This is a genomic window from Pseudomonas parakoreensis (assembly GCF_021602155.1).
GTDB lineage: Bacteria > Pseudomonadota > Gammaproteobacteria > Pseudomonadales > Pseudomonadaceae > Aquipseudomonas > Aquipseudomonas parakoreensis.
Genome location: NZ_BQHY01000020.1, coordinates 46288 through 71420 on the forward strand (window position 1 = coordinate 46288; position 25133 = coordinate 71420).

The window sequence follows — 25133 nt, forward strand, 5'->3', positions numbered from 1 at the left end:
CCGGCCGGTGGCCTGAGCCGGCCGGGGAGACCGATTTCAGCAATTCTCGAGGGTGGCAGTGGCCAAACCGGGAAAGTCTGTAATCAGGCTGTCAACGCCGAAGTCGGCGAGTCTGCGCATCAGCGCAGGCTCGTTGACGGTCCACACCGACACATGCAGCCCCTGACGCTGCGCCTTCTGCAGGCGTTCCGGCGTACACAGCGTCCAGTTCAGCGCCAGAATCTCACAGCCATAGCTGGCGGCGACCTTCAACGGGTCGAGCCAGGCGTATTCGGCGACCAGTCCACGCGATACGTCCGGCACCAGCTCCAGCGCCGCCTTCAGCACTTCCCGCGAACTCGAAGTAATGGTGACCTTGTCCAGCAAGCCATGACGCTGGGCCATTTCGCGAATCGCCAGCACGGTGGTGGCGGCGCGGGTGCGTGAAGCGCTTTTGACTTCCAGTTGCCAGTGCTCGAAATCGCACTGCTCGAACAGTTCTTCCAGGGTCGGAATCGGGCACGGCTTGATCCAGCCCGGGCCGCCCTTGCGCGCGTCGTAGGTCACCAGTTCGGCGGCGGTGTGCTCGACCACCTTGCCGCGCCGGTCGGTGGTGCGCTTGAGGGTCGGGTCGTGGATCACCATCAGCTCGCCGTCCTTGGACAGGTGCAGATCCAGTTCGCAACGGCGTACGCCGTGCTTGAGACATTCCTGAAAACTGGTCAGGGTATTTTCCGGTGCTTCGCCCTTGGCGCCGCGGTGGCCGTAGATGAGGGTCACGGTGCTTCCTTAATTAAATGCCTGATTCGTTCTGTTCACGGGCCAGGCGTCGTTCCTGGGCCTGTTTCTGCAAGATATAGCGGGCGAGCAACTGGCGTTGGGCGTCGGTCAAGTGTTCGAACTCGGTGCCGACGTCGTAGCCATCGCCCTTGCGGTCGCAATGGGTGACGCGGGCACGCAGCAGCAGGCCCAGTGCCTGCGGCATCAGCACCAGTTTCACCGACAGGTGCGCGCCCGTGGCGATCGGCGTCGGGTGCTGAAAGTCGATTCCGCCTTCGGAGAGGATCACCGGCTGCGGCTCGCCGATATGGCCGAGCACGGTCAGGGCGACCACCTGACTGAGCAGGTCGATGCGTTTGTTCTGGGATTTGAGGAACGCGGCGATGGCCCGGTCGCGCTCGCTGATCTGGCGCAACAGGTGCTGCGACTCGAATTCGCTCAGGTGCAGTTCGCTGAGCAGGTTGAACAGCGGGGAAGCATCCTGCAACACTTCCTGGCCTGCGGCTTCGGGAGCGGACAGGGGCCGAATTTCCAGTGCGATCATGTCCTCGATACGGTAGTATTCGCGGCGATCTTCTTCATCTAATGTCGACATGGCGAACCCATGGTAGCGGCGGTGGTCTGAGTGTAAAGCTGGTTATCGACCCCCGCCACAAGGACGTTCCTTTTCCCTCCGAACAAGCCCCGACATGTTCAGACCTCTCTTCGTATTTATCGGCACGCGTTATACCCGTGCAAAGCGTCGCAATCATTTTGTGTCATTCATTTCCCTGACTTCGATGATCGGGCTCGCCCTCGGCGTGATCGTGATGATCGTGGTGCTCTCGGTGATGAACGGCTTCGATCATGAGATGCGTACCCGCGTGCTGGGCATGGTGCCCCACGCGACCCTTGAAACCGGCGAACCGATCAACGATTGGCAGAGCCTGGCCGCCAAGGTCAAGCGCAACCCGGAGGTAACGGCCGTTGCGCCGTTTACTCAGATGCAGGGTTTGCTGACCAACAACGGCCAGGTGTCCAAGGTGTTGCTCAACGCCATCGACCCCGCGCTCGAGCGCAATGTGTCGATCATCGACAACTTCATGAAGCAGGGCAAACTCGACGATTTGACGCCGGGCAGCTTCGGCATCGTCATCGGCGACAAGGCCGCGACCAAGCTCGGCGTGGGCCTGGGTGACAAAGTCACCTTCGTCGCGCCGGAGGTCAGCGTGACCCCGGCCGGGATGTTCCCGCGCATGAAGCGCTTTACCGTGGTCGGCATCTTCCATGTCGGCGCCGGTGAGCTGGACGGCTATCTGGGCGTCACCAACCTGCAGGATCTGGCGAAGATGCACCGCTGGAAGCCTGATCAGGTGCAGGGCATCCGATTGAAGTTCGATGATCTGTTCCAGGCGCCGCGCGTGGCCTGGACCATCGCCCAGCAGTTGGGCGAAGACCATTACTACGCCCGCGACTGGACCCGTACCCATGGCAACCTGTATCAGGCAATCCGCATGGAAAAAGCCATGATCGGTCTGCTGTTGCTGCTGATCGTCGCGGTGGCTGCGTTCAACATCATTTCCACGCTGGTGATGGTGGTGAATGACAAGAAGAGCGACATCGCCATTCTGCGTACCCTCGGCGCTACGCCGGGGACGATCATGCGTACGTTCATGGTGCAGGGCACCGTGATCGGCGTGGTCGGTACGGCGATTGGTGCGGTGGTCGGGATCTTCGCCGCGCTCAACGTCAGCGCTGCGATTTCCGCCCTTGAAGGGCTGATCGGCCACAAGTTTCTCAACGCCGACGTGTATTTCATCGATTACCTGCCGTCGCAGGTGCAGAGCCAGGACGTGGTCATGGTCTGCGCCGCTGCGTTGGTCCTGAGTTTCCTCGCCACCCTGTATCCCGCCTGGCGTGCTGCGCGCACCCAGCCGGCGGAGGCGCTACGTTATGAGTGAGTCGGGCATGAGTGATAAAGCAATCTTGAGTTGCCGCAACCTGGGCAAATCCTACGAGGAAGGCCCGGAGTCGGTGCAAGTGTTGGCCGGTCTGCAATTGGAGTTGCACCCGGGCGAGCGTGTGGCGATCGTCGGCAAATCCGGTTCGGGCAAAAGTACCTTGCTCAACCTGCTGGGCGGTCTCGACACCCCAACCGAGGGCAGCGTCTGGCTTGACGGCGAAGAACTGTCAGCGCTGAGCGAAAAGAAGCGTGGCCTGCTGCGTAACCGTGCCCTCGGGTTCGTGTACCAGTTCCACCACTTGCTGCCGGAATTCACCGCACTGGAAAACGTCTGCATGCCGTTGCTGATCGGCAAGACCGCGATCCCGCAAGCACGTCAGCGTGCTACCGCGTTGCTGGAGCGTGTCGGTCTGGGCCATCGTCTGGAGCACAAACCGGCCGAGCTTTCCGGTGGCGAGCGCCAGCGTGTGGCCATCGCCCGTGCGCTGGTGAACAATCCGGGCCTGGTGATGCTCGACGAGCCGACCGGCAACCTCGATTCGCACACCGCCGAAGGCATTCAGGACTTGATGCTGGAACTCAGCACTTCGATGCGCACGGCGTTCCTGGTGGTGACTCACGACATGAACCTGGCCCGCCAGATGGACCGCGTCCTGCAACTGCAGGAAGGCTGCCTGACTCCAATCGCTTAAGAGCTACTGCGCTCGGAAATACTGCGTTAAAAACAGGCTCGGAATGCTCATTTGCAGCCAGTAGACTCCGCTTCCTCGCCTGTTTTTGCCTTGTCTTTCCTTCGCTCGCTACGCTCTCAAACGATTGGCCGCTTTTTTAAGCTTGATTTTTTATACGGTGCCCCAGCGAATGTTCAGACCGTTATCGATCTTTATCGGCACGCGCTATACCCGCGCCAAGCGCCGCAATCGCTTTGTTTCGTTCATCTCGATGACTTCGATGATCGGGCTCGCCCTCGGCGTGCTGGCGATGATCGTGGTGCTGTCGGTGATGAACGGCTTCCAGCGCGAAATGAGCTCGCGCATCCTTGGCATGGTGCCGCACGCGACCATCGTTGGCGTCAAGCCGATCGATGACTGGCAGCCGGTGGCCGCTGCCGCGCTGAAAAATCCCGAAGTGACCGCCGCCGTGCCGTTCACCGAGATGGAAGGCATGCTGTCTTACAAGGGCTTGATGCAGCCGATCCAGATCAGCGGTGTCGATCCGGCTCAGGAAGGCAAGGTGTCGATCGTGGCCCAGCACATCGTGCAGGGGCGTCTTGATGATCTGAAGCCGGGTGAATTCGGCGTGGTAATCGGTGAAATCACCGCGCGCCGCTTCCGTCTCAATGTCGGCGACAAGATCACCCTGATCGTCCCGGAAGTCAGCAGCGCACCGGGGGGCATCACCCCGCGCATGCAACGGCTGAACGTGGTCGGTGTGTTCAAGGTAGGCGCCGAGCTGGACGGCTCGATGGGCCTGATCCACGTGGCCGATGCCGCGACCATGCAGCACTGGCAGCCGAATCAGGTGCAGAGCGTGCGCCTGGCGGTGAAGGATCTGTACGCCGCGCCGAAAGTCTCCTCGGACATTGCCGCAGGCCTGGGCGCCGAGTTCAAGGCTGACGACTGGACCCACACCCAGGGCAGTCTGTTCAGCGCGATGAAAATGGAAAAAACCATGATCGGCCTGCTGTTGCTGATGATTGTCGCTGTGGCGGCGTTCAACATCATCGCCACGCTGATCATGGTGGTGAACGACAAAGGCGCGGATATCGCGATTCTGCGCACCATCGGCGCCACGCCACGGCAGATCATGGCGATTTTCATGGTGCAGGGCACGGTGATCGGCATTGTCGGCACATTGATTGGCGGTGTGCTCGGCGTGATTGCCGCGCTGAACGTCAGCGAGATGGTCGGCTGGGTCGAGCGCGTCACCGGGCAGCACATCTTCAGTTCCGACGTGTACTTCGTCAGCAACCTGCCTTCGGAATTGCAGGGCGGGGATGTGCTGTTGATCTGCTCGGCGGGCTTTATTCTGAGCTTCCTGGCGACGGTGTACCCGGCGTTGCGGGCGGCGAAGATCGAGCCGGCTCACGCGCTGAGATATTCCTGAGCGCTGAAATCGCCATCGCGGGCAAGCCCGCTCCCACAGGTATTGAGTTGCGTCACCATTATGTGAACGACACAAAACACTGTGGGAGCGGGCTTGCCCGCGATGGGGCCGTACCTGCTGGCCTCAAGCCTCCTTGGGCAACTCGATCACAAACCGCGTCCACCCCGCAGCCGATTCGCAACGGATCTGCCCACCATGCGCCCGGACGATCGATTGGGTAATCGCCAGCCCCAACCCTGCATGCTCACTGCTGCCTTCCTGCCGCGCCGGATCGGCGCGATAGAACCGGTCAAACAGCCGTGGTAACAGCTCTGCCGAAATCTCTTCGCCACTGTTCTCCACCGACACCTGCACCGCATGCGGCTGATCGACGATGGACAGGCGTACGCTGCCCGCCACCGGAGTAAAGCGCAGCGCGTTATCCAGCAGATTCGACAAGGCCCGGCGCAGCATGCTGCGATCGCCCTCTATTCGCGCATGACCTTCACGGCTCAGCGTCACCCCGGCGTCTTCGGCCAGTGGCGCAAAGAATTCGAGCAACACATCGCTTTCATCCGCCAGCTCCAGCGCCTCGCGCTTGGGCATCAGCAGACCATGGTCAGCCTTGGCCAGATAAAGCATGTCGTTGACCAGTTGGGCCATCCATTGCAGTTCTTCGAGGTTGCTGTGCAGGGCTTCGCGGTAATCCTCAAGCGGCCGCGGGCGGGTGAGGGTGACCTGGGTGTGGGTCAGCAGGTTCGACAGCGGTGTGCGCAGTTCATGGGCGATGTCGGCAGAAAACGCCGACAGCCGTTGAAACGAGTCATCGAGGCGTCCGAGCATGGCGTTGAAGCTGTGGGCCATTTCTGCCAGCTCCGGCGGCATTTGCGCTTCCGGCAGTCGGGCATTCAGCGATTGTGCGGAAATCCCACGGGCGACTGCACTCATGCGCCGCAGTGGGCGCAAGCCGCTGCGCGCCGCCCACGCGCCGAGCAGCGCGGTGGCCAGGGCCGACAAGCCGACGGTCAGCCAGATCAGATGCTGCATGCGTTGCAGGAAGTGCTGGTGATGGGTGATGTCCAGCAGCAGCGTCAGTTGTGGTGTATCGGACTTGTCCGGGTAGAGCGGGGCGTTGAGCACGCGGTAGTCGGCGCCGTCATGGCTGATGGTCGACAGGCCGGATTGTTTCGGCAACTCCGTAGGGATCTGCGTCGAACTGTCGTACCAGCGCTGGCCGTCACTGCCGGTAATACGCAGCGCCAGATCGGCCTGGCGGCTCAGCTCATCCGCCAGCCGCGCCTCACGCTGAGCGGGTTGCACATCCTGCAAGGCCCGGCGCAGGCCGATCAGTTTGCCATCCAGCAATTGCTGATCGAGCTCAATAAAGTGCGCCTCGCTGGCGCGGCTGAACAGCACCCCGGCGAACAGCGAGACCACGGCGGTGCACGCGGCAAACAGCAGAGCCAGACGAGAACTCAGCGACAGGCGACGCATCAGGCTGGACGCTCTTCAAGCACGTAACCCATGCCACGCACGGTGTGGATCAGTTTGTTGGGGAAGTCATCGTCGATCTTCAGACGCAGGCGACGGATCGCCACTTCGATCACGTTGGTGTCGCTGTCGAAGTTCATGTCCCAGACTTGCGAGGCAATCAACGATTTCGGCAACACTTCACCCTGACGGCGCAGGAGCATTTCCAGCAGGGCGAATTCTTTGGCGGTGAGGTCGATGCGCTGGCCACTGCGTTCGACCCGGCGGCGAATCAGGTCCAGGCGCAGGTCGGCCAGTTGCAGGCTGGTTTCCTGGGGTGCCGCACTGCCCCGGCGTAGCAGGCTGCGCACCCGCGCCAGCAACTCGGAGAAGGCGAACGGTTTGACCAGATAGTCGTCGGCGCCGAGTTCGAGGCCATGAACCCGATCCTCGACTGCATCTTTGGCGGTAAGAAACAGTACCGGCGTGTCGAGGCCGGCACTGCGCACTGCTTGCAGAATCTGCCAGCCACTGCGCCCGGGCAGCATCACGTCGAGAATCAGCAGCGCATAATCACCGCTCAACGCCAGTTGCTGGCCGCTGTTGCCGTCGGCCACCAGTTCGGTGTTGAACCCGGCCTCGGTCAAGCCCTGGCGCAGGTAGTGGCCGGTTTTCGGTTGGTCTTCGACGATCAGCAGTTTCATGGGCGACTCGGATATAGAGAAACGAAAGCGTTATACCGTGGTAACGGACGGCGCGCGCCAACCTGACAAAGTTGTAATCTGCCTGTCAGGTAGCTGCCAGCGCAGGCGGGCTAGAGTTTCCCACAGGCTGAACCTTTTCTTGTTGGAGTATGACCATGTTTTTGCGCAGCCCTCTGGCCGTCGCCGCCTGCTTGCTGGCACTGAGTTCACCTGTCTGGGCCGCTCCCGCACACACTTATGATTTTGGCCAACCGGCACCAGCAGCCAAGGCTACTCGCAGCATTGAAGTTGTACTGAACGACATGTCGTTCGACCCCAAGGCGATTCAGGTCAAGGCCGGTGAGACGGTTCGCTTTGTCCTGGTGAATAAAGGCCAGTTGCTGCACGAATTCAACCTCGGTGACGCGGCGATGCATGCCCAGCACCAGCAGGAAATGTTGCAGATGCAGCAAAGCGGCATGCTGACGCCTACCGGCATGAAAGAAATGTCCCACGACATGGCGGGCATGGATCACGGCAGCATGGGCCACGGCATGAAGCACGACGACCCCAACAGCGTGCTGGTCGAGCCGGGCAAGACCGCGGAGCTGACCTGGACCTTCAGCAAGGCCACCAGCCTGGAATTCGCCTGCAATATTCCCGGTCACTACCAGGCGGGCATGGTCGGCAAACTGACTGTCAGTCAGTAAGCACTCAAAGGCGGGCGCAAAGGCTGATAGAATCCGCTGATTCTTCAGTCAGGTTTCCGCCATGCATCCCGCAGCCGAACATTCGCCGCTGGGCAAATCCAGCGAATACATCGCCACGTACACGCCGTCACTGCTGTTCCCGATTCCGCGCACCGCGAAATGGGCCGAACTGGGCCTGACCGCTGAAACCCTGCCGTATAAAGGTGTGGATTTCTGGAACTGCTTCGAACTGTCGTGGCTGCTGCCGTCGGGCAAACCGGTGGTGGCGATCGGTGAATTCAGCATTCCGGCGGATTCGCCGAACATCATCGAATCGAAGTCGTTCAAGTTGTACCTGAACTCGCTGAACCAGACGCCGTTTGCCGACATCGCCAGCCTGGAAGCGACGCTGGTCAAGGACCTGTCGGCCGCTGCCGGCAAACCGGTCGGCGTGCGCTTACGCAGCCTGAAAGAGGTCGAGGCCGAAGGCGTCGTGGCGTTGCCGGGCGTGTGCATCGACGATCTGGACATCAGCGTCAGCAACTATGAGCATCCGCGTCCGGAACTGCTGCGTTGCGATGATTCGCGAATTGTCGAAGAGAGCGTGCACAGCCATCTGCTCAAATCCAACTGCCCGGTGACCAGCCAGCCAGACTGGGGCAGCGTGGTCGTGGAATATCGTGGCGCGGCGCTGGATCACGCCAGTCTGCTGGAATACATCGTCAGCTTCCGCCAGCACTCGGACTTCCACGAGCAGTGTGTGGAGCGGATCTTCCTCGACCTGCAGCGTTTGCTGAAGCCGGAGAAGCTCACGGTGTTTGCGCGGTATGTGCGTCGCGGCGGGCTGGATATCAACCCGTATCGCAGCACCGAAGCGGTCCAACTGCCGAACCACCGACTGGTCCGTCAGTAAGATCAAAAGATCGCAGCCTGCGGCAGCTCCTACATGAGATTCCCTGTAGGAGCTGCCGCAGGCTGCGATCTTTTGCTTTTTTGGGATACCCGGGAATCAGATCCCCATGCTGCCCAGCGCATTGACGATATTGCGCAGGGTGCCGGCAATGGCCGGGTGTTCGAGTTCAAAGCGGTCAACCGCCAGGTTCACGCCATCGGCGATACTGGCGTCCTGGGTGGCGCTTTCCAGTTTGATTTCGGTTTCAATCTGCGCCATCAGCGCATGCAAATCTTCACGCTCGGCTTCGGACAGCGGCGGATTCTGCTCCAGCTGCTCGCGCAGGGTGTCGATTTGTTTTTGCAGTTCTTGGGCGGGCATGGTGGTTTCCTTTTATCAAGAGGCACTGGCATTGACCGCAGCCGCGCGCCAAAGGTCTATGGCTGACCTTTAGATTAATCCACTCTGCTGCAACCTGCATGATCCCGGTCAGGGCTTTTCGCCCTTGAGGCGGCGCAGGTTGATGTCGGCCAGGCAGGTGTCGAGTTCGCCCAGATGATCGATCACCGAATGCACGCCCAGATTGAACAACTGCAGGGTCGCCTTGCCGCGGCGCTGTTCGCGTTCCTGTTGGCTCAAGGCTTGCCACTCGCTCGGCGACAGGCCGCACAACGAGCCGCAGGAAGCCAGGCCAATGGTCCACAGCCCGGCGTTGAGGCCCGCTTGCAGCAGGCGCGGCTCGCCACTGACCAGCACGCAGCCATCCAGGCGGCTGACGTTCAAGCCCATCAGTGCCTGCCAGCAGGCATTCGGCGCGGGCCATGGATTGTTTGTTGCTGAATATTGCGTCGGTTTGATCCACGCCGGCAGAGAGGCCGCCAGGGGATGCGCGAGGGCAGGGGGCAGTTCATCGATCCACGCACAGGGAATCTGCTGGCGCTGCAGGCTGAGCAGGCTGTCAAGGGCGCCGGGTGTGGCGTCGGTGTGCTCGGGCAGCATGCTGGCGTGTTGCCGGGCACGGGCACCGAAATCCACCAGACAGCCACTGAGTCCGAACAGCACGGCGGTCAGGCCGGGCGCGGCGACAGGCAAGGCTTCAGCGTGGGTCATGGCAACGTCCCTGAAATAGTCACGAGGTTAGGCGACATCGGTGACAGCTGGATGACAGGTGTGTGAAGGCGCGCTCTGGAAACGTCCTGCATTACTCTTGACAGGTAGACTGCCCAAAACGGCTTTTGCGCTTATACTAGCGGTCTTAACGCTTGGGCCGACGGTGCCCGCGCCAGTACGAATCCAAGGAGCTTTTCTATGCGCTGGAGCAATCCTCTCGCTCAGCTATGTGTATGTGCCAGCGTCTTGCTGGTTCCGTTCGCCGCCAATGCTGCAACGGAAGAAGACCCTTGGGAAAGCGTCAACCGCCCGATCTTCCAGTTCAACGACTTCGTTGACACCTACGCGCTCAAGCCGCTGGCGCAGGGCTACGAGTACGTGACGCCGCAGTTCCTTGAAGACGGCATCCACAACATGTTCCGCAACGTCGGTGACGTCACCAACCTGGCGAACAACATTCTGCAGGCCAAGCCCGCAGCCGCTGGTGTCGATACCGCACGCATCATCTTCAACACCACGTTCGGCCTGCTGGGCTTCTTCGATGTCGGCACCAAAATGGGCCTCAATCGCAGCGATGAGGACTTCGGTCAGACCCTCGGTTACTGGGGCGTCAGCAGCGGCCCTTACGTGATGCTGCCGTTGCTCGGCCCGAGCACCCTGCGTGATGCGCCGTCGAAGTACGTCGACAGCTACACCGGTCCGTACCGCTACATCAACGACGTGCCTGTGCGTAACTCGGTGTTCGGCCTGAACATCGTCGACACCCGCGCCAGCCTGCTGTCGAGCGAGAAGCTGATCAGCGGCGACAAGTACACCTTCATCCGCAACGCCTACCTGCAGAACCGCGAGTTCAAGGTCAAGGATGGTCAAGTCGAAGACGATTTCTGATTTCGACCGATGACAAGAAGGCGGCCCTTGGGGCCGCCTTTTTTGTGTGCGCTTATTTCATTTTCAGAATGCTCAGGCCGAGCTTCTGGCTGTCGCCATCCTGGGCCTTGACCCAGACCACTTCGGTCTCCGCTTCCAGACCGCTCAAGGCGGCATGATCGGAGTCGATGCGCACACTCAAGCGGTCGCCAACCGCGAACTGGCGCGGTGCCTCAACCTGCATGCCGCTGCTCGAGAGGTCGATGCACACGGCTGATACCTCATCACCCTCATGGATCAACACCACATCGGCGTCGACCCGCATGCGGATGAAATCACGCTTTTCGCTGTAGTCCCGACCGGTTTGACTCATGGTTTTGACCTTCCATTGGGTTACGGTTTGAGCGGTTCTTATAACTCTCGGTGATTTGACAAGTAAAGTCGTCAAGCGACCATCGGCGCATGCTTGAAACGCCCCGCGGATGGGAGTACCGTCTGCGCCTTAGAAGGGCACCTCTGGTGCAATCGCGTTCCGGGCCACTGCTCGAAAGCGGTGCAGCAGAGAGGCTAGAAAGCGAATCCAGTAGTCTGAGCCGGGCCGATGCCCCGCCTGCTACGCCAACCTAATTCTGGCGCCGTTTGCCCACATGCCAAAAACCAGTGCCACGCTGCTGATAATCGATGATGACGAAGTAGTGCGCGCGAGCCTCGCGGCCTATTTGGAAGACAGTGGTTTCAGCGTCCTGCAGGCCAGCAACGGCCAACAGGGTCTTCAGGTATTCGAGCAAGACAAGCCCGACTTGGTCATCTGCGATCTGCGCATGCCGCAGATGGGTGGGCTCGAACTCATCCGTCAGGTCACCGAGCGGTCACCGCAAACGCCGATGATCGTCGTTTCGGGTGCCGGCGTGATGAACGACGCGGTCGAGGCGCTGCGCCTGGGTGCGGCGGACTACCTGATCAAGCCTCTTGAAGACCTGGCCGTGCTCGAGCACTCGGTGCGTCGTGCGCTTGATCGTGCGCGCCTGCTGCTGGAGAACCAGCGCTACCGCGAGAAGCTGGAGAAGGCCAACCGCGAGCTCGAAGCCAGCCTGAACCTGCTGCAGGAAGATCAGAACGCCGGTCGCCAGGTACAGATGAACATGCTGCCGGAAAGCCCGTGGCGCATCGACGAGTTCCAGTTTGCCCACCAGATCATCCCGTCGCTGTACCTGTCGGGAGATTTTGTCGACTATTTCCGCGTCGACGAGCGTCGGGTGGCGTTCTACCTGGCTGACGTGTCGGGGCATGGCGCCTCTTCGGCGTTCGTCACCGTGCTGCTGAAGTTCATGACCACGCGCTTGCTGTTCGAGTCCAAGCGCAACGGCACATTGCCGGAATTCAAGCCTTCGGAAGTCCTTGGTCATATCAACCGGGGGCTGATCAGTTGTAAGCTGGGCAAACACGTCACAATGGTCGGTGGAGTCATCGACGAGGAGACCGGTTTGTTGACCTATAGCATCGGCGGCCATCTGCCGTTGCCTGTGTTGTACACGCCTGACAGTGTTCGTTACCTCGAAGGCCGCGGTTTGCCGGTGGGCCTGTTCAACGAGGCCACCTACGAAGATCACGTGCTTGAGCTGCCACCGACGTTCAGCCTGACGCTGATGTCCGACGGTATTCTGGATCTATTGCCAGAACCTACGCTCAAAGAAAAAGAAGCCGCTTTGCCACAACGGGTGAAGTCGGCGGGCGGCAGCCTGGATGGTCTGCGGCAAGTGTTTGGATTGGCCACGCTAGGGGAGATGCCGGATGATATCGCCCTGTTGGTGTTGAGCAGGAACCTTCAATGAGTACCGGTAGAATCCAGTTCGCCGAGCAGGACGGCACCTTCGTCCTGAAGTTCGTCGGTGAAGTTCGCCTGACCCTGTGTTCGGCGTTGGATGCGACTATTGAGAAAATCTTCACCGCGTTGAATTTCAACGCGATTGTGATCGATTTGACCGAAACCCGCAGCATCGACAGCACCACCCTGGGCCTGTTGGCCAAGCTGTCGATCCTGTCGCGGCAAAAGGTCGGCCTGCTGCCGACCGTCGTCACCACCCACGAAGACATCACCCGTCTGTTGCAGTCGATGGGCTTCGAACAGGTGTTCAACATCGTCAACCACCCGGTGCCGTGCCCCGAGTGCCTGGACGACCTGCCGGATCAGGACCAGTCAGAAGAAGTGGTGCGGATCAAGGTGCTCGAAGCGCACAAGATCCTCATGGGGCTGAACGATTCCAACCGTGAAGCCTTCCATGACCTGGTGAATGCCCTCGAAAGACACTGATTCTTTGAGGTTGAGGTTGTCTGTTCCGGCCTCTTCGCGGGCAAGCCCGCTCCCACAGTGATTGAGTGAACCCGAGATCTTCATTCCACACCTGACCCTGTGGGAGCGGGCTTGCCCGCGAATGCGTCAGTCCAGACGATGCATCTTCAGGCACTGCATAAATAAAAAGGGCGAACCCAACCGGGTTCGCCCTTTTTGCATTTCAACCGCTCAGATCACAGCTTGGCCTGCAACAGCGCCTCGAGCTTCTCCTGGTCACGGGCAAACTGGCGGATGCCCTCAGCCAGTTTCTCGGTGGCCATCGCGTCTTCGTTGGACAGCCAGCGGAATTGCGCTTCGTTGAGGCTCAGGCGCGCTTCGCCGGCGTGGCCCGGGGCGAGTTTGCGCTCCAGTTTGCCGGTGTCGGCTGCCAGCTTGTCGATCAGATCCGGGCTGATGGTCAGGCGGTCGCAGCCGGCCAGTTGTTCGATCTGGCTCAGGTTACGGAAGCTGGCGCCCATGACCACGGTCTTGTAATCATTGGCCTTGTAGTAGTTGTAGATGCGGGTCACCGACTGCACGCCCGGATCATCGGCACCGGTGTAGTCGTTGCCATTGGCCTTCTTGTACCAGTCGTAGATGCGGCCCACGAACGGCGAGATCAGGAACACCCCGGCGTCAGCGCAAGCGGCAGCCTGAGCGAAAGAGAACAGCAGGGTCAGGTTGGTCTGGATGCCTTCCTTCTCGAGAATCTCGGCTGCGCGGATGCCTTCCCAGGTCGACGCGATCTTGATCAGTACGCGGTCACGGCCGATGCCGGCCTTGTCGTACAGCTCGATCAGGCGATGTGCACGCTTGAGCACGGCGTCCTGGTCGAACGACAGGCGCGCATCCACTTCGGTGGAAATGCGGCCCGGAATCACTTTGAGGATTTCCTGGCCCACGGCGACGCCGAAACGGTCGCTGGCCAGGCCCACGTCGCCCTTGCAGTCGCTGACGCAAGCGTTCAGCAGCTCGGCGTAAGCCGGGATGGCGGCGGCTTTGAGCAGCAGGGAAGGGTTGGTGGTGGCGTCGACCGGCTTGACCCGGGCGATCGCTTCGAAGTCGCCGGTGTCGGCAACCACGGTGGTCATCTGTTTGAGTTGTTCCAGCTTGGAAGTCATGGGTGTGCTCTGTCCTGTGGGTTTGACGACATTACCCGAGCGCTGACGGCCACTCAAGGGCATCAAGGCGTAACGGGCTCCCCGGGGGCAACAACCTGAGAACGGCTGTTTGAAGGGTGGGGCGCGGTATCGATGAATACGATGCCAAAATCGGCCGCAGGTTCAAAGCAACTGACCTGTGACCAGGCCAGTTGCCGCTGACTTATTGGGCGTTAAGTTGCAATTCGGCCGCCGCTCTCGCCGGTTTTGGCTGGCCGTCAGAGGTCAGCAAGCCGAAGTTCTTCTCTCGTTCATTGCTGCCTGAATCACTGTTTTTCCATTCATAGATCGAAGTCAGTGGAATGTTCAGCCTTTTGACGTCGGCTATGAACGCCCCGACTTTGCTGGCTTGTCCTTCAATCCCGCCGTTGGAACCGAGCGCCGAAATACCCCATTCGCTGATGACTCCCGGCAGATGGAAATTCTGCTGGATGAACGATTGCGCATTGCTGATCTGCGTGGCTGTCATGCCGTAGGGATGGTAGGAAATCGCATTCAGGCACTTGGGGTATTCACTGACAATCCTGCTCAACGCCACGGTGGACGCCGAACCGGCCGTTGGCGGCCGCGCGAAACCGTAGCCGACCCGCGGTGCTGACTGCGGTTTGTCCTGGAGTGTTTTGCACACCGCACTCATGAACGGCACAAACGTGGTGTCGAAATTGCGCGTGGGCCAGTAGGTTTCCAGATCTGGCTCGTTCCAGATCTCCAGTGCTACCAGTTGTGAGCTGTAGGCGGTTTCAAGGCCGGTCAGGGTATTGGCAAAAGCTTCGCCTGCCGTCGTCAGTTCATTAGTGTTGGCCGGCGTCGTGGTCAAAGGCTTGATGGCGCGCACGGTCAGGAGCACCGGCAGGCCAGCGGAGCCGGCTGCGGCGAAAGCATCGCTGACCTGTTTTTGATAGGCCTTGGCGCTGAGGCTGTCGCTCCATACCCCGAAGCGCACGAAACTGAAGCCGGCAGACTTGATGTTGGCAGCGTCGTCGGCGGTGAAACTCTGGATCTTCACCTGGACGCCGATGGTTCTGGCGGGAAGCTTGGGAAACAGTTCACTGGCGTGAACATGGGTGGCGACACTGAGTGCCAGCAGCGCCGAGGCGCCGAGCTGTGTGAGATGGGCTGATTTCATGTCTGCTCTCCGGATGAGAATGACAACGACGAATAGTTATCCCGTTACTCCTGTTTCGAAACTAACAAGGGTACTTAGTGCGTGATTGTTATTTTTTGTCAGGAAAACAAGACCTGAAAATCACAGTTATTTTTAGTCCGGTAATTCTGTTTTGGCGGCTTTTGAGGCTGTGGTACTTAATACGCTGGTACTGACAGGGCGAATCTATTTCTGAGTGCAGGATGATCTAGTGGGTTCATTAAGATTCGCACTAGATGTTGGCAGAATGATATTACACAGGAAAGTAAACCTTGTTCAGAAATATCCTGGTTGTGTGCGTTGGCAATATTTGCCGAAGTCCGACAGCAGAACTTCTGCTGCGTAACGCGCTGACCCCCTCAACCATCTCCGTGACTTCCGCAGGCCTCGCAGCGCGAGTCGGCGAAGGCATGGAAGCCTCGGCACGCCAGGTGCTGGAAGATCACGGGCACAGCGCCGAGGGGTTCAAGGCGCGGCAATTGACGAGCGATATCGTCAATGCATCAGACCTGATTCTGGTCATGGAAAAACAACATGTGAATCAGGTGCTGAAGATTGCTTCGCATGCCCGAGGCAAAGTGTTTCTTCTTGGCAAGTGGCAGAGCGAACGAGAAATACAGGATCCGTATCGTCAAGGTAAGGCCGCTTTTATTCATGCCCATGCATTGATTGAAGATGCTGTTAGCTCGTGGGCGCAGCGCCTCGGACATTGATGAATATTCTTCAGATCAGTGAATGGTAAGAAAGACTTATGCAGTTACCGTCAGTAATCGCCAACCGTGATAACGATCAAGACAGTATTGATCTTCTCGGCATATTCGGCAGTTTGATCGACCAGAAATGGCTGATCGGTGCATTCACCGGTGCCTTCATGGCCGCCGGCGTTGCCTACGCGGTATTGGCGACGCCGGTGTACCTGGCGAACGCGCTGGTGCAGGTCGAGCCGAAAAAAAACGACATGCTCGGCTTTTCCGACCTCAGCAGCATGCTCGGTGGGCAATCGCCGTCGGTGACCGAAATCGGCATCATCAAATCCCGCGCGGTGATCGGCAAAACCGTCGACGACCTGCGTCTGGACATCGACGTCACCCCCAATACCTTCCCGGTCATCGGCGGTTTTCTCGCCCGGCGTTATCGCGGTGAAACCGAGTCCAGCGTGGCGCCGCCGCGGTTTGGCTTCAACAGCTACGCCTGGGGCGGCGAGCGTCTGGAATTCGCCCGGCTCGATCTGCCCAAAGAACTGTTGGGCAAGAAGCTCACCCTGATTGCCGGTGAGCAACAGCACTTTCAGTTGCTCGATGACAACGACAACCTGCTGATCGAAGGCGTCGCCGGCGAAGCCTTCGCGCAGGACGGCGTCGAGGGGTTGATCGAGCGTCTGCAAGCCAATCCGGGTGCCCGTTTTGAAGTGGTGCGCAATCCACGGATCGTGACCATTCAGGGTTATCAGGATGCGCTGGATATTTCCGAGCAAGGTAAGGAGTCGGGGATTATCCGTCTGGCGCTGGCCAGCGCCGACGCCGCCGAGGCGGTGAAGATCCTCAACAAGATTGCTGCGCTCTACGTGGATCAGAACGTACGTCGCACCTCGGCGGAAGCGGCGCAAAGCCTGGCGTTCCTGCAAAGTCAGTTGCCGCAGGTCAAGCGTGATCTGGCCAAGGCCAGCGACGCGCTGAACGCTTACCAGACCCACGGCAAGACCGTGAACATTTCCCTGGAAACCCAATCGGTGCTCGGTCAGTCCGTGGCGCTGGAAACGCGGATTTCCGAGCTGAAAATGCAGCAGGCGGAAATGGATCGCAAGTTCACCAAACAGCATCCGGCGTATCGCGCCTTGATGTCGCAGATCGGTGAATTGACCCAGCAGCAGAAGTCGCTGGAAGGCAAGGTCGGCGACCTGCCGGCGACGCAACAGGAGCTGCTCAACCTGACCCGCGATGTGGAAGTGGCTTCGCAGATCTATACGCAGTTGCTGAACAAATCCCAGGAGCTGGACATTGTTCGCGCCGGTGCGGTGGGCAACGTGCGCCTGATCGACCCGGCGGATGTCGACCTGACGAGCCCGGTCAAACCGAAAAAAGCCCTGATCGTGCTGATTGCGACGTTCCTCGGCGCCTTTGTCGGCGTGGCGCTGGTGCTGTTGCGCAAGTCCCTGAGCAAGGGTCTGGAAGGCCCGGAAGCCATCGAACAGCTCGGGCTGCCGGTGTACGCGTCGATTCCTTACAGCGCCTTGCAGCGCGACGAGGACACGAAAAAGGGCCGGGTCAAAAGCACCGCCGAGACACCGGCCTATCTGCTGGCGTTGCGCAACCCGACCGACCTGTCCATCGAGTCGATCCGCAGCCTGCGCACCTGCCTGCATTTCGCCGCGCTGGATTCGACCAACAACCGCATCATGATCTCCGGCCCCAGCCCGCAGGTCGGCAAGACCTTCGTCTCGTCCAACCTCGCCGCGGTCATGGCACAGAGCGGTCAGCGCGTACTGCTGATCGACGCCGACATGCGCAAGGGCCACCTGCACAAGACGCTGAATGTGCCGATCGCCAATGGCCTGTCGGATCTGCTGGTCAAGCGCTGCAGCATCGAGCAGGCGATCAACACGGTGGAAATCGACAACCTGCACTTCATCAGCCGTGGCCAGGTTCCACCGAACCCTTCCGAGCTGCTGATGCACGCCAACTTCCGCGATTTGCTCGCCGAGCTGAGTCAGCGCTACGACGTGGTGATCATCGATACGCCGCCCCTGCTGGCGGTGACCGATGCGGCGATTGTCGGGCGTGAGGCCGGCATCAGCCTGATCGTCACCCGGTTTGCGGTGAACCCGGCCAAAGAGATTGAAATGACCATCCGCCGCTTCGCGCAGAACGGCATCGAGCTCAAGGGCGCGGTGTTCAACGGCGTCGAGAAGCGCGCCGCCAGTTACTACGGCAACGGCAACTACGGTTACTACAACTACGAATACGCGTCGGACAAATCCTGAGTGTCAGCGCTTGTCCTTACATGCAAGGAAGTGGGTGGGTTGTGAAGAAAATACTGCACGTGGCTGAAACGATAAAAGGTGGGGTTGCCACCGTTATCCGCACGATATCGGCGTCGCCCGAAGGCCAGGACGCGAACTACGAATGGGTCTATCTGGTGCCGCTTGACCAGAAACAGGAGCTGCACGGCATCGATCAGCGCCAGATTCGCACGTTCGTCAGATCCGGGCGTAACGTGCCTTCGCTGCTGCGCTTTGCGTGGGAACTGGCACGGACGCTGTTCAAGGAAAAACCCGATGTGGTGCATCTGCACAGCACGTTTTCCGGGGTGATCGGCCGCTGTGTTTGTGTGCTGCTCAAGCCGTGGCGTCGGCCGAAAATCGTCTACTGCCCGCACGCGTTTTCGTTCCTGATGGAAAGCTCGCCCATCAAGCAGAAGGTCTACGCCTCGATCGAGCGCGTCTTGCAGAAAGTCACCGACGTGATCATTTGCGTCAGTCGCTACGAGATGGACAAAGCCGCGCGGTTCGGTATCGAGCGCAAGCGCATGCGCCTGATTTACAACGGCATCCCGCACAAGGATGACGCACCGAGGGCCGACAACCCCGCGCCGATTCATCTGCTGTTCGTCGGTCGCCTCGACTACCAGAAAGGCTTCGACGTATTGCTCAAAGCCTTCGCCAAGGTACAGCGCAGCGATCTGAAGCTGACGGTGGTTGGCAGTGCGGTCAACGAGGACAAGGTCGAGTGCCCCGAGATGGACGCGGTCGAGTACCTGCCGTGGGTCACGCCGGCCGAAGTGCAGGCGCTGTATCAACAGGCCGACGCGCTGATCGTGCCGAGCCGCTGGGAAGGTTTCGCCATGGTGCCGCTGGAGGGCATGGCCATGGGTTTGCCGGTGATCGCCAGCAACTGCACGTCATTGCCCGAACTGGTTACCCATGAAGTGTCCGGCTACGTCTTTCCCACCGGTGACCACCAGGCGCTGGCCGATGTGCTGGCGCGAATCCAGAAGCCGCGGTTGCTCGACCTCGGCAGCGAAGGCCGGAACATCGTGCGTGAGCGCTTCAGTGCCGCGCTGATGATCCGCCAGACCTACGACGTGTATTGCGCTCCCACTTATTAAGTAGAACTCAAGCTTATGAACGTAACGATTTTGCATGGCTACAGTGCGTCCAACTCCGGTGACGGCCTGCTCGTCGATCTGGCCATCGCGTTGGTGCAGCGCAACTTTGGCGAAGACACTTCGATCAACGTCGTGGCCTCCGACCCGCAGTCTTTCGCCTACCTGCCGCACCCGCGTTTCGACGCGCCGGTGATGGCGGCCAAGGGCTTGGGGCGGGTCAAGCAGGCGGTGTTCCTCAATCAGTCGTATGCCGGGCTGGCGGATCTGCTGCGCAAGACTGATCTGATCGTCGGCGTCGGTGGCGGCTACATGCGCTCGAAAAGTGCCTTCGAACACATCAAGCTCAAACTCGGCCACGCCAAGCAACTGGAAACGGCGATCCTCAGCAAGGTGCCGTCGGTGTACCTGCCGCAAAGCATCGGCCCGTTCCATGGCGAGAGCCGCAAGATCGTCGATCACTACGCCAGCGCGGACGCGGTGTTCGTGCGCGATAACCGCTCCTCGGCAATGTTCGATGCCTGCGAAAACGTCTATCGCGCGCCGGATCTGGCGGTGCAGTCACTGGCGAGCAAGATCCTTCAGCAACCGAAGTTCACTCGCTGCGCCGCTTCGCCGGCCACCGTGTGCGTGGTGCTGCGCAAGCCGCCGGAATGGAGCAAGGAAAAGAAGGTCGCCTACGTCACCAACCTGAAGCTGCTGCTGCAGCGCCTGAAGAACAAAAGCAAAGTGGTTTGTGCCGTGCAGAGTGCCGTTCGCGGTAACGACGACGGTGCGTTCTATCGCGAGCTGGGCATCAGCGAAGAGCTGCTGTCGTTGAAGGCGACGATTGCCAAATATCAGCCGGACCTGGTGATCTCGGTGCGTCTGCACGGCGCCATCGAATCGCTGTTGTCCGGTGTCCCGGCGTACCACATCAGCTATGAACGCAAAGGCTTTGGCGCCTATCAGGACATGGGCGTGGAAGACTGGGTGATCAATGGCGGCGACATCAATGTCGAGCAGATCATCGACACCGTGTACGCGCCGAACGCGCTGTCGAATTTCGGCAAGCGCCTGACCGATACTTGCCGCGAAATCGAAGCCAAGACGGTGATGATGGACGAGATCATCAAAGGCGTCGTTCGATGATATTTCGCTTGCTGCTGCGCGGCGGAGCCTTGGGCGCGAAGTTTCTGCTGGTGTTGGCCATCACCCATTACCTGGGCTACGAAGCGCTGGGGTTTTATGGCGTGGTGGTCGCCGCGTCGCTGATCGCTTCGAAGTTCTACAGCGTTGGTTTCAGTTCCGAGATCAATCGGTTGATCAGCGTCGGCGACAGCTCGCGGCGGGTGGTCGACAAAGTCCTGCTGCTGTACCTCGCGGTGGGGCTGCTGCTGTCGCTGGCAACGGTGGGGATCTATTCGCTGTTTCAGCAGGTCGAGGCGGGCACCGCGCTAATCCTCTGCGTGACGCTGGTGTTGCTCACTGAACACCTGTCCTTCGAGATCAACTCGTTCGTGTTTTCTGCGCAGAAAGCCACGGCGGGTGCGCTGCTGTTCTTCATCAAGACCGGTCTCTGGGCGCTGCTGGCGGTGGGCGCGATGATGCTCGACTGGGTGTCGGGCATCGCCAGTGTGCTGTGGCTTTGGGTGGCCGCCAACGTGCTGGTGATCGTCGCCGGTTACCTGATCGTGGTGAGCGTGCACAAGGGCCGGGTCAGCAAAACACTGACAACCACGACCGTGTGGAAGGCCGGGTTGCCGTTTTATCTCGGCACGGGGTTGATCGCGCTGAGTCAGTGCGCCGAGCGCTTTCTGATTGCCGACCTCGAACCCTACGCCAGCCTCGGCAAATACGTGTATGCGTGGTCGGCGGCGAACACTCTGCAGGCGCTGTCTTACGCGGTGGTGGCGGTAGTCGGCATTCCGGTGCTGGCCAAGCGGTTTCAGGCGGATCAACAGGCGTTCAGCATCCGGCAGTTGTTCGTCAACAAGTGGGTGATGCGTTCGTTAGGGGTGTCGGCGGCGGTGGCGGTGTTGATCTATCTGTTCTTCAACGTGGTGCTCGATTACGTCGCCAACAGCGTGCCGCGTCCGGATAACGCACTCCTCGGCGTGCTGATCTTTTCCTTTGCCCTGCGGGCCATCGGCGACATCGTCTGGGGCGGTCTGATTGCTTCGAAAAACAGTCGGGTGTCATTCGCCAGTGCGGCGATTTGTTTGCTGGTGTCGGTGCCGGTCAGTTACCTGCTGATCAAGCATTATTCGATTTATGGCGCGGCGTGGGGCAATGTCTTCGCGATCATCGTGCAGCTCGGGGTGATCGCCGTGTTGACTCGAGCGACCCGTGCCAAAGGGGCGCTGGCATGGGGTTGAAATTGCCGTGCATCGAGTTTCGCGGCCGCAAACTCGATTCCTCGCTGTCGTTCCTGATTCTGTTTACCGGGCTGTTTCTGTCGGTGGCGATGCCGCTGCTGATCCCGCGCGATCCGGGCCCGGATGCGATGACTTTATGGTCGTCCTACGCCCGCGCCGACAACTGCAATTTCTGGAACCCGTTCTCGCCGGATCGCTCCTCCTACGAGTGTTCGGCGTTCCTGCTGCGGCCCACCGGGATCAACCTGACCAACGCCTGGGCCTACGGGATGTTCTGCAACTTCTTCCTCACGGCGATCCCGGTGGTGGTGTTCCGGCGCATGCCGCTGGCGATCTTCGGCACCCTGTGCCTGTGGGGTGTGGTGCGTTCGTTTTTTCTGGAAAACCTGACCAAGGAAATCATCGTCTCGGTGGCGGTGCTGAGCATTTTGTTCAGCGCATTGACGCGCAAATACCGCGGCGGTTTTTTTCTCTCGGCGGTGATCTATGGCGTGCTGATCCGGCCTTACTGGATTCTGTTTTCGCTGTCGTGGGTTGGCGTCTGCGTGATGAAAAAGTACGTGTCGCGTTTCACCTTCTTCCTGATGCTGTTCCTGTTTTACCTGGCGGTGGCCATGGCGATTCAGCTGGCGCTGGGCTTTCCGGTGTCGTCGATTCGCGCCAGCAACAACGAGTTGCGCACGGCGGGGGAGGAGGGGTCGAAATCGCTGATCGTCTCGTGGCTCAGTGGCAGCGACTTCGTCTCGCAGGCGCTGGACTCGATGATCATTTTCTTCCGGTTGTCGTTCCCGGTGGAGCTGATTCTGTTGTCCGGGCCAGGCCAGGTGATCTTCGTCGCGCTGATGATCATGACCGCGCTGCTGCTGTTCAAAGTCATCACCTCCACCGATTACAAAGGTGCGCCGATCGAGACCAAACCCAAGGAACTGATCGCGATCCCGCTGGCGTTTCTGTTAGTGCAAGGCTTGTTCGAGCCGGACTTCGGCTCCTTCGCCCGACACTTTTCCATGGTGGTGCCGGTGCTGTTTGTCGGCTTGGGCCTGATGTTGCGTGCGAACAAACCGGTGCGGGTTGAATCACGCGTTCTGAATTGAGGCAGGTGCTGTATGTCGAGCAAGAAAAAATCGCTGGAGATCGAAACCCTGCGTGGTCTGGCATGCCTGCTGCTGGTGCTCTATCACGTCATCGGCCCGTTGGGCGGAGGGCTGAAAATCGATCTCGGCTCGCCGTTCCGGGTGATCGCCGATTCGATGGTGTACGTGCGCATGCCGCTGTTCACCTTTATTTCCGGCTACATCTATTCGATCTACAAAATCCGTGGCAATGACTTTTCCGCATTCTTCAGCGGCAAGGTGCGACGGTTGATCGTGCCGCTGTTTTGCGTCGGTGTGCCGTTCTCGGTGTTGCAGGCGGTGGGGCCGGGGGTGAACAAGGACGTCGGCGTGATCGATGCGTTGTTGTCGTTCTGGGTGCCGGTCAATCACTTCTGGTTCCTGCAGGCGGTGTTCATCATTTTCATGTTCGTCGGCCTGCTGGAATGGCGTGGGATGCTGCGTTCGATGACCCGCTTGTACCTGCTGTTCGCCTTCGCTGCAGCGCTGTTTCTGCTGCCACCGTTCAAGCTCGATGCGTTCGGCATCAACGGTGCGATTTACCTGCTGCCGTTTTTTGTGGCGGGGATGATCGGCCAGGAAAATGTCGAGGCGTTGAAGCAACGGTTCAAGGTGATCGGGCCGCTGGTGTTTGTGTTGATTTCGTTGACGCTGCTTTACGTGGCGGCGATTGATCGTGAGTTGATTGTCGACCGCCGTAGCCTGATTGGCTTGACCGTGGGTTGCGTGTCCTGCATTGCTTTGCTGTCGAGTGACATGCGCTCGAAGTGGCTGACCTGGCTGGGCGGCTACTCTTACGCGATCTTCCTGTTCCATGTGCTGTTTGCGGCGACTTCGCGGTTTGTCATGGGGCGGTTGGGGGTAAAAGACGAAAGCATTCTGGTGCTCAGCGGACTGCTGTTCGGTCTGTTGGGACCGGTGGTGCTGTCGATGATTTTCAGTCGCTTCAATGTCACGTCGGTGCTGTTTTTGGGCGAGCGTGCGGCGAAGAAAAAACCGGCGGCGGGTATTGCTCCGGTGGTGCCGGCCAGTAGCTGAAAAGCTTCGCGAGCAAGGATCTTTGGAACTCACCATCTCTGTGGGAGCTGGCTTGCCAGCGATGGGGCCAGATCAGATGAAGTTTATGCGCCTGACCCACCGCCATCGCTGGCAAGCCAGCTCCCACAGGGTTTGGGTGTACAAGGATTTAGCGGATGACCTCAACCGCTGCTCGCGAAGGGGCCATTCCAGACTGAAGGAAATAATGCATGTTGGCAGTAAATGACGCTCAGCCCGTCGCGGCGTCGGTGGTGGAAGTGGGCGATGCCCGCGAGCGCTTTGCGCAGTGGCGCGAAGGCAAGGCCGGGAAGGTGTTGTCGGTCTCGGTAATTGGCGACAGCTACAGCGCCGGTCAGGATTTTTACTTGAACAAACTGGTGCAGCGCGTGGCCGGCGAGGTCGGATTTGCCGGCCCCGGTTATGTCGGCTTCAACCATGGCGCGGCGCTGGGCGGCACGCATTTCAAATACACCCGCAGCAGCGAAAAATACTTCGGCGGTGGCTGGCAAGTGTCCGGCCTCGGCCAGGCCAGCCCCGACAGCCGCACGGTGACCGGCAAGCCCGGCGCCTGGCTGCAAATCGACGCCAGCCCGACACCCGCCATCGACACCCAAGTCACCCAGGCGAAATTGCTCTACCTGGGCAACGGCGAGCCGAGTGAGCTGCGTTACCGCTGGACGCCCGCACAAGCCTGGCAACCCTTGACACTTGGAGGTTCAGGCGTACAGGAACTACCGCTCGCAGGTCTTTCGGCAGCCGCAGACTGGTCGTTCAAACTGGAGGTGGTGAAGGGCGCACCGACCTTGTTTGGCCTGTGGCTGAGCAACGAGCAGAACGGCGTGCGGGTCTCGAAACTGGCGGCCTCGGGCGCGGCCTCAGCGGACTTCTATCACCGCGATCCGCAATGGCAAGTGCAGTGGAAAGCCGCCGTGTCGAAGATCCCCGCCGACATTTACCTGATCATGCTCGGCGGCAACGACCAGGGTTTCGGGGTCAAACCCGAACAGTACCTGCACAACGTTCAAGGGTTGGTGGCGATGATCCGCGAGATCCAGCCGGCGGCGAGCATCAACCTGATCATGCGTCAGGACACCACGCGGTCCAGTGCCTATCCGATGTCGGCGTATGCGCAGGTCTTGCAGCCATGGGCGCATGAGCAGCAGTTGGGCTTTGCCAATCTGCAATGCGCGTTCGGCCCTGACGTCAAACGCTATGCGGCGGCGATGATCGGGCCGGACAAGATTCATCCGCAGCCCGCGACGGGTGGGAAAGTGATTGCCGACTACTTCTATCGCTGGATCGTCAGTGGCATCAACGCAGACAGTTGCGACCCAACGAAACCCCTGTAGGAGCTGCCGAAGGCTGCGATCTTTTGATCTTGCTCTTCAATAC

At 59.9% G+C, this 25133-nt stretch carries 25 protein-coding genes; 16 read left to right on the forward strand and 9 right to left on the reverse strand.

What is annotated here, in order from left to right; genetic code table 11:
• Window positions 1–36: 36 nt before the first annotated feature.
• On the reverse strand, window positions 37–759 hold the full coding sequence (locus L6D63_RS24340) for a glycerophosphodiester phosphodiesterase (protein ID WP_041068969.1): 723 nt from the start codon (window positions 757–759) through the stop codon (window positions 37–39).
• 13 nt (window positions 760–772) lie between these two features.
• Complete coding sequence (locus tag L6D63_RS24345; RefSeq protein ID WP_047295261.1) at window positions 773–1354, reverse strand: PilZ domain-containing protein; 582 nt, start codon at window positions 1352–1354, stop codon at window positions 773–775.
• Window positions 1355–1448: 94 nt separating this feature from the next.
• Between L6D63_RS24345 and L6D63_RS24350 the strand changes: the two genes are divergently transcribed.
• From L6D63_RS24350 to L6D63_RS24360, 3 genes are all read left to right on the forward strand, one after another.
• Window positions 1449–2699 (forward strand): lipoprotein-releasing ABC transporter permease subunit, encoded by a 1251-nt coding sequence (locus tag L6D63_RS24350; protein ID WP_095668723.1) that lies wholly within the window; start codon window positions 1449–1451, stop codon window positions 2697–2699.
• Window positions 2700–2706: 7 nt separating this feature from the next.
• Window positions 2707–3393 carry a lipoprotein-releasing ABC transporter ATP-binding protein LolD gene (gene lolD / locus L6D63_RS24355; protein ID WP_167734160.1) on the forward strand — a complete coding sequence of 229 codons (687 nt, stop codon included), beginning with the start codon at window positions 2707–2709 and terminating at the stop codon, window positions 3391–3393.
• Window positions 3394–3562: 169 nt separating this feature from the next.
• The gene (locus tag L6D63_RS24360; RefSeq protein ID WP_047295256.1) at window positions 3563–4807 is read left to right on the forward strand and encodes a lipoprotein-releasing ABC transporter permease subunit; all 1245 of its coding nucleotides are present in this window, start codon (window positions 3563–3565) and stop codon (window positions 4805–4807) included.
• Between the two features lie 123 nt (window positions 4808–4930).
• On the opposite strand, the gene L6D63_RS24365 is transcribed toward L6D63_RS24360, so the two are convergent.
• On the reverse strand, window positions 4931–6280 hold the full coding sequence (locus tag L6D63_RS24365) for a heavy metal sensor histidine kinase (protein ID WP_131671819.1): 1350 nt from the start codon (window positions 6278–6280) through the stop codon (window positions 4931–4933).
• Window positions 6280–6960 carry a heavy metal response regulator transcription factor gene (locus L6D63_RS24370; protein WP_047295252.1) on the reverse strand — a complete coding sequence of 227 codons (681 nt, stop codon included), beginning with the start codon at window positions 6958–6960 and terminating at the stop codon, window positions 6280–6282. Before L6D63_RS24370 ends, L6D63_RS24365 begins: the two co-directional genes overlap by 1 nt.
• Before the next feature lie 155 nt (window positions 6961–7115).
• Here L6D63_RS24370 and copI point away from each other — a divergent pair, with 155 nt between their 5' ends.
• The gene (gene copI, locus L6D63_RS24375) at window positions 7116–7649 is read left to right on the forward strand and encodes a copper-resistant cuproprotein CopI (protein WP_131671818.1); all 534 of its coding nucleotides are present in this window, start codon (window positions 7116–7118) and stop codon (window positions 7647–7649) included.
• A 61-nt stretch (window positions 7650–7710) separates the two neighbouring features.
• Window positions 7711–8541 carry an NADPH-dependent 7-cyano-7-deazaguanine reductase QueF gene (queF, locus tag L6D63_RS24380; RefSeq protein WP_095668726.1) on the forward strand — a complete coding sequence of 277 codons (831 nt, stop codon included), beginning with the start codon at window positions 7711–7713 and terminating at the stop codon, window positions 8539–8541.
• 96 nt (window positions 8542–8637) lie between these two features.
• Here the strand turns inward: queF and L6D63_RS24385 are convergent, their stop codons facing one another.
• Together L6D63_RS24385 and L6D63_RS24390 are read right to left on the reverse strand one after the other, a co-directional pair.
• On the reverse strand, window positions 8638–8901 hold the full coding sequence (locus L6D63_RS24385; RefSeq protein ID WP_131671817.1) for a DUF4404 family protein: 264 nt from the start codon (window positions 8899–8901) through the stop codon (window positions 8638–8640).
• Window positions 8902–9009: 108 nt separating this feature from the next.
• Window positions 9010–9630, reverse strand: a complete 621-nt coding sequence (locus L6D63_RS24390) for an HAD superfamily inactivated hydrolase PcrP (RefSeq protein ID WP_095668727.1) — start codon at window positions 9628–9630, stop codon at window positions 9010–9012.
• 198 nt (window positions 9631–9828) lie between these two features.
• On the opposite strand from L6D63_RS24390, the gene L6D63_RS24395 reads away from it, so the two are divergent.
• Complete coding sequence (locus L6D63_RS24395) at window positions 9829–10518, forward strand: MlaA family lipoprotein (protein ID WP_047295245.1); 690 nt, start codon at window positions 9829–9831, stop codon at window positions 10516–10518.
• A 52-nt stretch (window positions 10519–10570) separates the two neighbouring features.
• Here L6D63_RS24395 and L6D63_RS24400 read toward each other — a convergent pair whose 3' ends face one another.
• Window positions 10571–10870 carry a PilZ domain-containing protein gene (locus L6D63_RS24400; protein WP_095668728.1) on the reverse strand — a complete coding sequence of 100 codons (300 nt, stop codon included), beginning with the start codon at window positions 10868–10870 and terminating at the stop codon, window positions 10571–10573.
• Window positions 10871–11144: 274 nt separating this feature from the next.
• Here L6D63_RS24400 and rssB point away from each other — a divergent pair, with 274 nt between their 5' ends.
• Together rssB and rssC are read left to right on the forward strand one after the other, a co-directional pair.
• A complete protein-coding gene (rssB, locus tag L6D63_RS24405; protein WP_041074010.1) occupies window positions 11145–12329 on the forward strand; it encodes a two-component system response regulator RssB in 1185 nt (394 codons plus the stop codon).
• Window positions 12326–12808 carry an anti-sigma factor antagonist RssC gene (gene rssC, locus L6D63_RS24410; RefSeq protein ID WP_003226553.1) on the forward strand — a complete coding sequence of 161 codons (483 nt, stop codon included), beginning with the start codon at window positions 12326–12328 and terminating at the stop codon, window positions 12806–12808. The genes rssB and rssC overlap by 4 nt, the downstream gene beginning before the upstream one ends.
• Before the next feature lie 215 nt (window positions 12809–13023).
• Here rssC and tal read toward each other — a convergent pair whose 3' ends face one another.
• Both tal and L6D63_RS24420 read right to left on the reverse strand, forming a co-directional pair.
• Window positions 13024–13950 (reverse strand): transaldolase, encoded by a 927-nt coding sequence (gene tal / locus L6D63_RS24415; RefSeq protein ID WP_027611470.1) that lies wholly within the window; start codon window positions 13948–13950, stop codon window positions 13024–13026.
• Window positions 13951–14152: 202 nt separating this feature from the next.
• A complete protein-coding gene (locus tag L6D63_RS24420; RefSeq protein WP_131671816.1) occupies window positions 14153–15115 on the reverse strand; it encodes a cellulase family glycosylhydrolase in 963 nt (320 codons plus the stop codon).
• A 290-nt stretch (window positions 15116–15405) separates the two neighbouring features.
• On the opposite strand from L6D63_RS24420, the gene L6D63_RS24425 reads away from it, so the two are divergent.
• From L6D63_RS24425 to L6D63_RS24460, 8 genes are all read left to right on the forward strand, one after another.
• On the forward strand, window positions 15406–15846 hold the full coding sequence (locus L6D63_RS24425; RefSeq protein WP_131671815.1) for a low molecular weight protein-tyrosine-phosphatase: 441 nt from the start codon (window positions 15406–15408) through the stop codon (window positions 15844–15846).
• 38 nt (window positions 15847–15884) lie between these two features.
• Window positions 15885–18113: a polysaccharide biosynthesis tyrosine autokinase gene (locus tag L6D63_RS24430; protein WP_095668732.1), complete on the forward strand. Its 2229-nt coding sequence runs from the start codon at window positions 15885–15887 to the stop codon at window positions 18111–18113.
• A 41-nt stretch (window positions 18114–18154) separates the two neighbouring features.
• Window positions 18155–19237, forward strand: a complete 1083-nt coding sequence (locus L6D63_RS24435) for a glycosyltransferase (RefSeq protein WP_131671814.1) — start codon at window positions 18155–18157, stop codon at window positions 19235–19237.
• Between the two features lie 15 nt (window positions 19238–19252).
• Window positions 19253–20365 carry a polysaccharide pyruvyl transferase family protein gene (locus L6D63_RS24440; RefSeq protein WP_047295231.1) on the forward strand — a complete coding sequence of 371 codons (1113 nt, stop codon included), beginning with the start codon at window positions 19253–19255 and terminating at the stop codon, window positions 20363–20365.
• A complete protein-coding gene (locus L6D63_RS24445; protein ID WP_131671813.1) occupies window positions 20362–21591 on the forward strand; it encodes an MATE family efflux transporter in 1230 nt (409 codons plus the stop codon). The genes L6D63_RS24440 and L6D63_RS24445 overlap by 4 nt, the downstream gene beginning before the upstream one ends.
• Window positions 21582–22685: a hypothetical protein gene (locus L6D63_RS24450; RefSeq protein ID WP_047600104.1), complete on the forward strand. Its 1104-nt coding sequence runs from the start codon at window positions 21582–21584 to the stop codon at window positions 22683–22685. The genes L6D63_RS24445 and L6D63_RS24450 overlap by 10 nt, the downstream gene beginning before the upstream one ends.
• 12 nt (window positions 22686–22697) lie before the next feature.
• Complete coding sequence (locus tag L6D63_RS24455; protein ID WP_131671812.1) at window positions 22698–23741, forward strand: acyltransferase family protein; 1044 nt, start codon at window positions 22698–22700, stop codon at window positions 23739–23741.
• Window positions 23742–23950: 209 nt separating this feature from the next.
• Window positions 23951–25090: an SGNH/GDSL hydrolase family protein gene (locus L6D63_RS24460; RefSeq protein WP_131671811.1), complete on the forward strand. Its 1140-nt coding sequence runs from the start codon at window positions 23951–23953 to the stop codon at window positions 25088–25090.
• Window positions 25091–25133: the final 43 nt, after the last annotated feature.